The 10,543-nt window shown below is 69.8% G+C and carries 12 protein-coding genes; 9 read left to right on the forward strand and 3 right to left on the reverse strand.

Annotation, left to right across the window (positions count from 1 at the left end; translation table 11 throughout):
* Positions 1-348 precede the first annotated feature (348 nt).
* The 4 genes from AB0G59_RS06135 (at position 349) to AB0G59_RS06150 (ending at position 4,466) form a co-directional block, all read left to right on the forward strand.
* Complete coding sequence (locus AB0G59_RS06135) at positions 349-1,590, forward strand: FAD-dependent monooxygenase (RefSeq protein WP_360908501.1); 1,242 nt, start codon at positions 349-351, stop codon at positions 1,588-1,590.
* 313 nt (positions 1,591-1,903) lie between these two features.
* The gene (locus tag AB0G59_RS06140; protein WP_360908503.1) at positions 1,904-2,332 is read left to right on the forward strand and encodes a hypothetical protein; all 429 of its coding nucleotides are present in this window, start codon (positions 1,904-1,906) and stop codon (positions 2,330-2,332) included.
* A 66-nt stretch (positions 2,333-2,398) separates the two neighbouring features.
* Positions 2,399-3,340 (forward strand): VOC family protein, encoded by a 942-nt coding sequence (locus AB0G59_RS06145; RefSeq protein ID WP_360908505.1) that lies wholly within the window; start codon positions 2,399-2,401, stop codon positions 3,338-3,340.
* Positions 3,341-3,473: 133 nt separating this feature from the next.
* Entirely contained in the window at positions 3,474-4,466 is a 993-nt protein-coding gene (locus AB0G59_RS06150) for an AraC family transcriptional regulator (RefSeq protein ID WP_360908507.1), read from the forward strand.
* 45 nt (positions 4,467-4,511) lie between these two features.
* Here the strand turns inward: AB0G59_RS06150 and AB0G59_RS06155 are convergent, their stop codons facing one another.
* Complete coding sequence (locus tag AB0G59_RS06155) at positions 4,512-4,985, reverse strand: cupin domain-containing protein (protein WP_177338756.1); 474 nt, start codon at positions 4,983-4,985, stop codon at positions 4,512-4,514.
* A gap of 293 nt (positions 4,986-5,278) precedes the next feature.
* Here AB0G59_RS06155 and AB0G59_RS06160 point away from each other — a divergent pair, with 293 nt between their 5' ends.
* Both AB0G59_RS06160 and AB0G59_RS06165 read left to right on the forward strand, forming a co-directional pair.
* The gene (locus AB0G59_RS06160; protein ID WP_360908510.1) at positions 5,279-5,581 is read left to right on the forward strand and encodes a hypothetical protein; all 303 of its coding nucleotides are present in this window, start codon (positions 5,279-5,281) and stop codon (positions 5,579-5,581) included.
* Between the two features lie 25 nt (positions 5,582-5,606).
* Complete coding sequence (locus AB0G59_RS06165) at positions 5,607-6,257, forward strand: helix-turn-helix domain-containing protein (RefSeq protein ID WP_360908512.1); 651 nt, start codon at positions 5,607-5,609, stop codon at positions 6,255-6,257.
* A gap of 372 nt (positions 6,258-6,629) precedes the next feature.
* Here AB0G59_RS06165 and AB0G59_RS06170 read toward each other — a convergent pair whose 3' ends face one another.
* Both AB0G59_RS06170 and AB0G59_RS06175 read right to left on the reverse strand, forming a co-directional pair.
* Positions 6,630-7,367 carry a hypothetical protein gene (locus tag AB0G59_RS06170; RefSeq protein WP_360908514.1) on the reverse strand — a complete coding sequence of 246 codons (738 nt, stop codon included), beginning with the start codon at positions 7,365-7,367 and terminating at the stop codon, positions 6,630-6,632.
* A gap of 221 nt (positions 7,368-7,588) precedes the next feature.
* The gene (locus AB0G59_RS06175; RefSeq protein WP_360908516.1) at positions 7,589-8,098 is read right to left on the reverse strand and encodes a helix-turn-helix domain-containing protein; all 510 of its coding nucleotides are present in this window, start codon (positions 8,096-8,098) and stop codon (positions 7,589-7,591) included.
* Positions 8,099-8,178: 80 nt separating this feature from the next.
* Between AB0G59_RS06175 and AB0G59_RS06180 the strand changes: the two genes are divergently transcribed.
* The 3 genes from AB0G59_RS06180 to AB0G59_RS06190 all read left to right on the forward strand — a co-directional run bounded on the left by AB0G59_RS06180 (position 8,179) and on the right by AB0G59_RS06190 (position 10,407).
* Positions 8,179-8,613, forward strand: coding sequence for a tautomerase family protein (locus AB0G59_RS06180; RefSeq protein WP_071967784.1), 435 nt, complete (start codon positions 8,179-8,181; stop codon positions 8,611-8,613).
* A 223-nt stretch (positions 8,614-8,836) separates the two neighbouring features.
* A complete protein-coding gene (locus tag AB0G59_RS06185) occupies positions 8,837-9,244 on the forward strand; it encodes a YciI family protein (protein WP_360908518.1) in 408 nt (135 codons plus the stop codon).
* A gap of 17 nt (positions 9,245-9,261) precedes the next feature.
* On the forward strand, positions 9,262-10,407 hold the full coding sequence (locus tag AB0G59_RS06190) for a DUF6596 domain-containing protein (RefSeq protein ID WP_360908654.1): 1,146 nt from the start codon (positions 9,262-9,264) through the stop codon (positions 10,405-10,407).
* Positions 10,408-10,543 lie beyond the last annotated feature (136 nt).

The following is a 10,543-nucleotide window of genomic DNA, read 5'->3' on the forward strand; positions in this document are numbered from 1 at the left end:
CATGCGCTGAACCACGGACAGCGGCACTCGGAAGAACTTGCCCAGCATGATGGGAAGGCTGCTGGCCCCCGAGACCAGTCGGCATCTGTCCGGCTGACCACCGTCCCCGCCGCCAGCCAGACCGGCTATCTGGTCACTATGACCGGCGCCATCACCCAGGAGCCCGGCCCGGTCGGCTTGTACGCCTCCGCGCTGTACGGCTGGGCCCAAGCGGTGGCACGCACGGGCCGTAGCCCTGATCGGCGAGCGGACGGTGACCATCGCCGAGCTGCCGCCCCGCCACTGAACCTGGACACCGTCGAGGCATGGTGCCCGTGCAGACGACGAGCTGGTGCAGGTTCGGCTCCGGTGTTCCTCTCGGATGACCTCTTGCTGACAACGGATAGCCGCCGCCCGATTCGGATAAGGCAGAACGCCGACGCGCCTTACGGTTTCGAAGAAATCGGCGTTCTGGAGGCGTACATGGACAGCTATCGCGGTGCGCGGACGGCCGTGATCGTGGGTGCGGGCGTGGCTGGTCTGACAGCGGCCACTGCCCTGGCACGCAGCGGATGGCAGGTTGAGATCGCCGAGATCGGGCCGCCGGAGGCACCTTCCGGATGGGGGTTGTGCCTGACCGGTCCTTCGCTGCGCGCGCTGGACGAGCTGGGGCTTTCGGGCGCATGTCTGGCCGAGGGCTACGGCATGAGCACGATCACCTACGTGGACGTGAACGGCGAGCCCGCGGGCGAGGTCCGGTTACCGCGCCTGATCGGTGCGCGGCGGCCGGCGATGGTCGGTATCGCGCGCCCCGTACTGCACCGCATCCTGCACGCGGAAGCCGAGCGGTGCGGCGTAGCGGTACGCCACGGAGTGACCGTTGCCGCGGTGGATCAGGAGGGGGAGCTGGTCCGCGTGCGGTTGTCGGACGGGACGGTCCGCAGGGTCGCGCTGCTGGTGGGCGCGGACGGGATCCGCTCGTCGACGCGGGGCCTGCTGGGGCTCGAGACCTCGCTCGACTTTCACGGGCAGATGGTCTGGCGGGCTCTGGTGCCCCGCCGGCCGTGGGCCACCGGGATCCATCAGTTCGCCGGGAAAGCCCACACGGCCGGCCTCGTACCCCTCTCGGACAGGCAGGCGTACGTGTTCCTGACGGAGAACGCAGTGGAACAGAGCGTCCTGCCCGATGCCGAACTCGCCCCGCGCCTGCGGCAACTGCTGGAGACCTTCCCGGGCCGGGTGCAGGAGATCCGCTCCCTGGTGTCCGAGTCGGAATCGGTGGTGCGCCGCCCGGTCTTTACGGCGCTCCTGGAGGGCGCCTGGAACCGCGGCAACGGAGTGGTCATCGGTGACGCCGCGCATGCGCCCGCACCACAGATGGCCAGTGGCGCTGCCCTGGCCGTCGAGGACGGGCTCGTGCTGGCCCAGGAACTCGGGCGGCACGTTTCCGTCGGGGCGGGGCTCCGAGCGTTCGTCAGCCGGCGCACGCAGCGGTGCCGAACGCTCGTCGAGACGTCGGTGGCGATCGTCGGCCGGGAGCAGGCGCAGCGTCACCACGAGGCGTATCCGCTGGCCGATTCCTGCCACCGGCTCATGGCCGAGCCCGCGTAACGCTCATGGCCGAGGCCGCGTGACCATCCGGCGCGAAGGGCGGCCCCGACCTGCCGCTCGTGCGACGGACAAGGAGAGACACATGCCCGCTACAACTTCCCGAACACGAACCCTGCCCGAGGCACAGACTTCGCGACCCGGGCGCGCCGGGCCGAGGAGAGCGGCGATCGCGAGGAGGCCCTGGAGAACTGGTGGCAGGCGTACCAGTTCGCGTTCCTGGGCCGCTATCCCTCCCCGCTGCACCCGGCGAAGCTCCACGCGTACGACCAGGCCGTGGAGTACTGCGGCCGGGTGCCCGCGCCACGCGGACCGGGTGGCGGCACTGGGCCTCTCGTTCGGCGGCTACTGGGCGATGAAACTCGCCCACACCCACCGCGAACAGCTGGCCGCCGCCGTCAACTGGGGAGGAGGCGGCCACCTGACTTTCCAGCCCGAATGGCAGGAGCGCAGCCGCGACACCTCGTCCTACCTGATGGACCTGATGCCGGCCAGGGCCCGCATCTTCGGCAGCAGCACCTTCGAGGACTACGTCGACTGCTGCCCCGGGCTGTCCCTGCTCGACCAGGGCGTCCTGGCCATGCCGTGCTACCCGCTGCTTCTGGTCAACGGCAAGGACGACCAGCAGAACGCCTCGGCCGACTTCTGTTTGGCCCTCGAGCACGGGGCCCCAAGACGGCCCGGATGTTCCCCGGCGGCCACATGGGCGAGGGCCCCGTGCTGCCCACCGTCCTCGACTGGCTGACCGAACGACTGAGCTGACCAGCGCAGCTGTGCAGCTGTGCAGCTGTGCAGCTTAAGGGAGTGCACCATGAGCAACAGCAGTCTGATCACCCACCTGCGGCACATCGACATCGCCATGCCCAACTTCGCCGAGCAGCGCCGGTTCTACACCGAGCTGTGGGGGCTGACGGAGACCGCCGGAGACACCGGTGTCTCCTTCCTGGCGGCCGAAGGCTCCCCGGAGCAGTACGTGCTGCGGTTGCGCGAGGACGCCCGCAAGCGCACCGACCTCATCGCCTTCGGTGCCGCCGGCGCCGACGACGTCGACACCCTGGCCACACAACTGACCACTCAGGGCGTGCGGTTGGTCCACGAGCCGAAATCGCTGGACACTCCCGGGGGCGGCTACGCGGTCCGCTTCTTCGACAACGAGGGCCGCGTGGTCGAGGTCTCCGCCGACGTCTCCGCCCGCCGGCACCGCAAGGTCGCGGCCCGCGAATCGGTCCCCGTGCGTCTCTCCCATGTGCTGATGAACTCTCCCACCCCCGAGGCCACGGTTGCCTGGTACATCAAGCACCTGGGGTTCCGTCTCTCGGACACGATGCGGCTGGGCGACCGCGGCGAGATCATGTGGTTTCTGCGGTGCAACGCCTTTCACCACAGCTTCGGCATCGTGCGCGGGCCGCACGCGGCCTTCCACCACGCCTCCTTCGAGATGCGCGGAATCGACGAGTTCATGCGCGGCACGGGCCGGATGCGGCGCCTGGGCATCGAGCGGCTGTGGGGACCGGGGCGGCACCGGGCCGGTGACAACTCCTTCAGCTACTTCCTCGACCCGGCCGGCAATACCGTCGAGTACACCACCGAGCTGGAGATCCTGGACGAGGACACCTGGCACCCTCACATCTTCGACCTGCGCGAACCCGCCAACGCGGATCAGTGGGGCACGGCCGAGGAGATGAACGAGTTCATCGCCGCCAAGTCCCACAACGACGTCGACCCGGGGCTGTTCAGGGCCCCGCCGATGTGATGTGAGCGGAGAGCCCCGTGGAGCGTCTGCGCACCCGGCAGCTCGATGTGTACGCCCGCCACGGAACCCGCCGACCGCCATGGCTGACAATGGGCCCCAGGCCCCAGGCCCCTAGGGACGTGACCCCACCATCGTGCCGACGCCGCTGCGCAACCACCTCATCACCAGATCTCGGAACCCCGCCGACCTGCTCAACGCCGCCACCCGCCTGTTCGGCGGCTCGATCGCCGCATCGCCCCTGGACGAGCTGTGCGGCGGCGATCACGAACTGCGCGGCGTCGCCGCACACGGCTTCGCGGTGGGCTACTTCGTCTCGCCGCTCGATGTGCGCGTCGTCTCGGCCGAGTGCCGTAACCGCGGCTCCTACTTCGTCAACATCGGTGTCTCCGGTGCCATCTCGGCATCGCGCGGCGAATCGTGCGGCGACCTGAGGGCGACCCTCGACGAGGCGACGGCGGGAATCGCCAACCCCGGAGACACCCAGGAACTGCGGCCCCTGCGCAGCCGGAAGGCGCGGTTCCTGGGCCTGCGGATCGACGCCGTCCTGGTCGACCAGGCATTCGCCGCGCTGACCGGGCATCCGCCGGTGTCCACCGTGCGCTTCGATTTCGCCCTCGACCTGGCCAAGCCCAAGGGCCGGGCGGTGCGGCTGCTGTTCCGTTCCCTCCTCGAACAGCTGGACTCGGGAGACCCCCTGTTCCAGCACGCGGAGCTGCAGCGCAGCCAGCTGCGTTGCCTCGTCACCGCCCTGCTCCTGGCCCAGCCGCACTCGCACACCGGCGAGCTGCACGACGGTCCGCAACCCGGCTACCCGCGCTCCTTGCGGGCAGCCCTCGCGTTCATCGAAGCGAACCTCGCCGAGCACATCAGCCTCGGCGGCATCGCCGATGCCGCAGGCTGCAGCCCGCGGACCCTCAGCTCCGCATTCCGCGGCCGGCTCGGCCTTTCGCCCATGTCCTACGTCCGCAACCTGCGGCTCGACCGGATTCGTGAGGACATCCTCGCCTCCACCGACCCCATCGGCACGATCGCCTACCGATGGGGCGTTACGCACCTCGGCCGCTTCGCCGGCGAGTACCGCGACCGCTTCGCCGAACTGCCCTCCGACACCGCAGCCCGCAGGTAACCGGGCCCCCGGTGTCCTCCCTCGCCCGCCTGCACGTAGGTCAAGTCAGGCGCTGGGCATAGGCTGCATCTCGATTCCGTGCCGCTTGCCGATCTCGATGAGGCGATCAACGTCCGGGGGCGCCTCCGACCTGGGTGGCAGCTCACGTCGTTGGGCCGGTTCGCCTGCCTCGGCGAAGAATTTGTCGACGTCGCCCGGAGTGTAGGTGACCAGGAGCCGTACCGTGCTGGTGGGCTCGAACCGTTCCAATGTGCCCTCGGGGATGTGGAAAAAAGACCCCGGGCCGCCTTCGACTGTTTCGTCACCGATGTGGTAGCGCAGAGTCCCCTCGATGACATAGACGCTCTCGGTTCCGGGGTGGGTGTGGGGCGGTGGGCCCATCCCTTCCGGGATGGTCATCTCCATGACGGTCATCGCACCGTTGGTCTCGTCACTGGATGCCTTGACCTCGTAGAGGCCGTTCAGCATCCAGAATGCCTTCCCGTCACCGCTGTGACGCACATGGGCGTTCTTCGCCATGGGCCCGCTCCCTTCTGTTGCTGACCTTCTCAGGTGTTCCCAGCAGCGGGGAGACGGAAGGCGACCATCCGGGTGTGTCTCCCGGAGGTCGCGAGTGCACCATGAGTCGTGAGGCCCCAGCGGTGCGGAGCTGGGAAAAGGTTCTCAAACGCGGACTGTGTGTCGGGCCTTGGCCATGAATTCCCCTGAGATGGACATGGTCAACGTCACTGCAAGTGAGTGAAGTGTTCCGCCATGCCTCCGGAGAAGAAGTTGAGAGTAGATCCGGAACGTACGGCGCACTCGGACGGAGCATGATCGAGCTCTCCTTCACCGCAGACTCGCCGGCGAAGACCCGCTTCGAGATATCCCCGCTGATGCAGGCGGGAGTGTTGCTCTACCCGGGCCACCCCGCCGCTCCGGAGCCGCGGGAACGGCGGCTGTATCTCCTGGACGCCATGCGCCGTGACGTCGGCATCTATGCGCCGGACTTCCTGACCCCGGCCCTGGGGCCGAAGCCGGCCGGATTTCCGGACATCGACGCGGCCGGCCCTGCACCGGGTCGCCAGTACACCCGCCCACGTCGTCGCCCGGCAGCTGAGAAGACTCGTCGATAGCCGGGGCGGCGAGGACGGCTCGGCGGTGTGCCGGTATCTGGAGCTCGGCGAGCGTGAGTTCGCACAGCGGATCGCCGGCGCAATGGAGGCCTTCTGGAAGCTCGGCATCGGCCCCCGGTGGGCCTCCATCGTGGCGCGGGCGGAGGACGACATCGAGCGCCGGGCGGCCGTCATCGTCCGGCACGGGCTGAGCGCGGTGCTCGACGCCCTGCATCCGGGGATCGCCTACCGCGACGGTGTACTGACCCTCGAGAGAGTGCCCGCCGTCGCCGGAACGCCGGCGGTGGGGCCGGTCACCCTCTTCCCCTCGCCGGTGGCGACCGGCTGGCTGGTCAACGTGGACCCGTGGGGAGAGCGCGGCCCCTACCTCGTCTTTCCGGTACGGCGCCCCGGCCGCGGCCCGGCTTCGCCACCGTCTCCGCCGCCGGCGCTGGCGAATGTCATCGGCCACTCCCGGCTCGCGCTCCTGGCCGACCTCGGCGCGGCCGCCCGTACGACCACCGAGCTTGCGGAACTCCACTGTCTGAGTGTCTCGACGGTCTCCTACCATCTGGGGCAGTTGCACCGGTCCGGCCTGGTGAGTCGGGCCCGGTCCGGCAAGCGTGTGTACTACCGGCGTACGGCCAAGGCGAACCTGCTTCTGGAACGGCCCTTCAAGGAGCGGGAGTTCGCATAGCCCGTCGCGCTCGTAGTGGGCCTGTACGCCGCACCGCGCACAGGCGGCAGCCGAACGCGACCGGCCCCACGGCCGCGCCACCGCCGTGGCTGCAACGTCACGCGGGGGCGGCTGCGTCACTTCGAGGGCGTCGGCCACCTTGCGCGCCATCGCCGCTACCGGGGGCGGGAGATAGTTGTCCCGCGCTGCCCAGCAGCCCGGCCAGGTGCGCCCGCTCGTCGTCCTGGGGCCCGGCTGCCCGGCTGCCCGGTTCTGCTGCTGGCTGGTCTGCAGGTACGACCGGAGCGTGTTCTCGCCCATGCCCGCATGCCCGCATGCCGGCAGTACGCGGCGATGAGCAGGGACACCATGTTCGAGCGGGTCTTTCCGGTGTCACCGCCAAGATCGAGCCAGCTCTTCCAGTCCCTCGTGGCCCACGTTCGGGGCGCTCATGGCCAGCCAGCCGTGGCCGCGAATCTCGGTGTCGGCGTCCACCGGGCTCGGGTGTACGGACAGGTACTCGCACGCCGTCATGGCGTCGGCTGTGCCCTCGTTGGGCTCCGCCTCGTCGAACTCCGGGTCGAAATCCTCGTCGTCGACAGCCAGCGTCTCCCACGGCAGGGGCTCGCCCACCCACTCGGGGTTGCTCTCCCGCGCGTACCGACGCCGGATGCGACCCGCTTGAGCGACCACCCAGATATCCGCGCCGCCCGCGATGTCCTCGAAGAACATCTGCGCCTGGCCGCACCGGGCACTCAGCCGCTCCACGGCCCCCATCATGTCGTCCCAGCCCCAGCCGATGACATTGTCGAGGTTTCCGAATATCAGACGCCAGCCGTCGATTTCGGGCGTGACGAAGACGGGGTAGGCGTCCGGCCGGGCCGACAGGTCGGCCACGTCGAGTCCCTCGCGGAAGGTGACCGGGACCCGGTCGTGGAGGTCCAGCGCCGCGAACAAGCCCTCGTAGTTCTCACCCGGTACCACGTACCACCAACTGGTCGGAAGGTAGAACGGCGGCTTCTCGCCCATGCCCTTGAGTGAGGCGCGGCGCGCCAGCAGCTTCCTGTCCCGCTGTCCCAGCCGGTCGGTGAATCCGGCCTCCAACAAGGCATCCAGTCGGTTCTCGCGCATGATCGAGAAGCTTACGGTGGACTGTGAGGCGGCGATTCCCAGGCCTTCGCGGGTCCGGTGGAGGAGCTGGGGCTCTCCCGGTCCCGGAAGACCTTGGCGGCATCGGCGGAGAGCCGCGCATGGTGGCCGCGCATGGTGATGGAAGTCGATCCGTCCCTGCTCGTCGCCCGCTGTGCTCGCGGGTCCGCTCGAGGAGGAACGCCGCACCGCGATCTCGCCGGTTACGGTTCCTCGGGCTCGATGCCGCTGCGTCGGGCCAGCACCCTGGTCCCCGGTCCGGAGGCGGCGCCCGGGCCGGGCAGTGCCGTCACATTGGCGGTGGTCACCGGTTTCGCGCACGCCGAGCAGCACACCTGTGGCGTGAATTCCGCGCCGCATTCGTGGTGCATCAGGCGCACCGGCGGACCGGCCTCCGGTGTCGCCCATTTGTCGCCCCAGGCCATCAGCGCCATCAGTACCGGCACGAGTTCACGGCCGGCCTCGGTGAGGTGGTACTCGTACCGCAGGGGCCGCTCCTGATACGCCCGGCGCTCCACGATGCCGTCGGTGATCAGCGTCCCGAGCCGGCGGGTGAGCAGGTTGCGGGAGATGCCGAGGTTCTCCGCGATGTCGTCGAACCGGTGCAGGCCGAGGTTGATGTCCCGCACGATCAGCGGCGTCCACCACTCGCCGACGCGTTCCAAGGCCTGCCCGATCGAGCAGTGCATCTCCGCGAAGCTGGTCCGTTGCATGGCTCCAGTGTAGAGGGTTGATTGATTGAACTCACAGTTGTACGTTGCAGACAGCGAGAGTTCAATGAAAGGACTGACTCGTGCCGTTCGTGGAGTTGTTCGTCCCCAAAGGCTCGCTCGATCAGGAGCAGCGGGAGAAGATCGGTGGGCAGCTGGTGCTGGAGGTGATGATCGCCGAGGGTGCCCCGGACACCGAGGCGGCCAGGTCCATCTCGTGGCTGGTGGTGAACGAGATCGATGCCTGGTTCGTGGGCGGCCGGCAGCTGCCGGCCGGGGAGAAGCCGAAATACGTGGTGCGGGTGGGGGTCCCGGCCGGTTCGATGAACGACGACAAACGCCGTGACATCGTGCGGCGCGTCACGCGCGTGCTCGCGGACGCTGACGCGGACCCGGGACGGTTCACCCAGGCCGGCGCCGCGTGGGTGCACATCAACGAGGTTCCCGAGGGTAACTGGGGAGCCCGTGGGGAGATCGTGCGCATTGAGGACATCGAGGCCTTGGTGACCAGCAGCTAGCTCGTACCTCGATCGACAGCCCGCTCCTGTCGGTGCTTGTGATGGCGGGCTGCGGGGGCCCTGGCCCGCGTCGGCCCTCCCGCGGGGAGGTCGGGAGGGACGACGCGGCCCCGCCCACAAGAGCCAAAGAATTTCGGACGACGATGTCGAGAACCCGTGGCTGGCTCCGTCCCCGCAGTGAACGCGACCACAATGGGTCGCACCAGCACCGAGGAGAAACACGATGGCCAAGTACCTGCTGCTCAAGCACTACCGCGGCGCCCCGGCTGCGGTCAACGACGTGTTGATGGACGAGTGGACGCCGGAGGAGATCTCGGCGCACGTGCAGTACATGAACGACTTCGCGGCCCGGCTCGAGGGGACCGGCGAGTTCGTCGACGGTCAGGCGCTCGCCCCCGAGGGGATGTGGGTCCGGTACGACGGCGAGGGTCGCCCGCCGGTCACCGACGGCCCGTTCGCCGAGACCAAGGACCTCATCGCCGGCTGGATGGTGATCGACGTCGACAGCTACGAGCGCGCCATCGAGCTGGCCGGGGAACTGTCGGCCGCCCCCGGGGCAGGCGGGAAGCCGATCCACGAGTGGCTCGAGGTACGCCCGTTCCTGACCGCGCCGCCCACCATCACCGAGTGACCTAAGTGACCTTCCAGGTGAACGAGGCCCTGCTCCGGAGCCTCACGCCGAGCGTGCTCGCCGTCCTCGTCCGCCGCGGAGCCGACTTCGCGGCGGCCGAGGACGCCGTGCAGGACGCCCTGGTCGAGGCGGTCCGCGTCTGGCCGGCCGACCCGCCGCGGGATGCGAAGGGCTGGCTGATCACCGTCGCCTGGCGCAAGTTCCTCGACGCGACCCGCGCGGACGCCGCCCGCCGCCGACGTGAGGGCCTCGTCGACGAAGAGCCGCCGCCCGGGCCCGCACCCGCGGTGGACGACACGCTCCAGCTCTACTTCCTGTGCGCCCACCCGTCCCTGACACCGTCGTCCGCAGTCGCACTCACGCTGCGCGCCGTCGGCGGGCTGACCACCCGCCAGATCGCCCAGGCCTACCTGGTGCCCGAGGCGACCATGGCGCAGCGCATCAGCCGGGCCAAGCGCACCGTCTCCAGCGTACGGTTCGACCAGCCCGGCGACGTCGCCACCGTGCTGCGCGTCCTCTACCTGGTCTTCAACGAGGGCTACTCCGGCGACGTCGACCTCGCCACCGAGGCCATCCGGCTCACCCGGCAGCTCGTGGCCGCGATCGACCACCCCGAGGTGGCGGGGCTGCTCGCCCTGATACTGCTCCACCACGCCCGGCGCGCCGCCCGGACCGCGCCCGACGGCAGCCTGGTGCCGCTCGCCGAACAGGACCGCGGCCGGTGGGACACCGAGTCGATCGCCGAGGGCGTCGAGATCCTGCAGTCGGCCCTCGCCCGCGACCGGCTGGGCGAGTACCAGGCCCAGGCCGCCATCGCGGCACTCCACGCCGACGCACCCACCGCCGAGGAAACCGACTGGGTGCAGATCGTCGAGTGGTACGACGAGCTCGCCCGCCTGACCGACAGCCCGGTCGTCCGGCTCAACCGCGCGGTCGCCGTCGGGGAAGCCGATGGACCGCGCGCGGGCCTGGCGGCGCTCGCGGCGCTGGACGACTCACTGCCCCGCCACACCGCGGTGGCGGCGTACCTCCACGAGCGCGACGGCGACCTGACGACGGCGGCACGGCTGTACGCCGAGGCGGCCCACAAGGCGCCCAACCTCGCCGAACGCGACCACCTGACACGCCAGGCCGCCCGGCTCAACGCCCGCCGGTGTCGCTGACGGAACGGCTCCTCGGACTTGCCCTCAACACTTGCTGGCCCTGGCCCTGGCCCTGGCCCTGGCCCTGGCCCTGGCCCTGGCCCTGGCCCTGGCCCTGGCCCTGGCCCTGGCCCTGGCCCTGGCCCTGGCCCTGGCC

Origin of the sequence: Streptomyces sp. NPDC021096, from assembly GCF_040641275.1 — a bacterium.
GTDB lineage: Bacteria > Actinomycetota > Actinomycetes > Streptomycetales > Streptomycetaceae > Streptomyces.

What these genes read in the sequence shown, in the direction of transcription:
- AB0G59_RS06145 (WP_360908505.1), top strand. Translation starts at nt 2,399, where the DNA reads ATGAGCAACAGCAGTCTGATCACCCACCTGCGGCACATCGACATCGCC.
- AB0G59_RS06155 (WP_177338756.1), bottom strand. Translation starts at nt 4,985, where the DNA reads ATGGCGAAGAACGCCCATGTGCGTCACAGCGGTGACGGGAAGGCATTC.
- AB0G59_RS06160 (WP_360908510.1), top strand. Translation starts at nt 5,279, where the DNA reads ATGATCGAGCTCTCCTTCACCGCAGACTCGCCGGCGAAGACCCGCTTC.
- AB0G59_RS06170 (WP_360908514.1), bottom strand. Translation starts at nt 7,367, where the DNA reads ATGCGCGAGAACCGACTGGATGCCTTGTTGGAGGCCGGATTCACCGAC.
- AB0G59_RS06175 (WP_360908516.1), bottom strand. Translation starts at nt 8,098, where the DNA reads ATGCAACGGACCAGCTTCGCGGAGATGCACTGCTCGATCGGGCAGGCC.
- AB0G59_RS06185 (WP_360908518.1), top strand. Translation starts at nt 8,837, where the DNA reads ATGGCCAAGTACCTGCTGCTCAAGCACTACCGCGGCGCCCCGGCTGCG.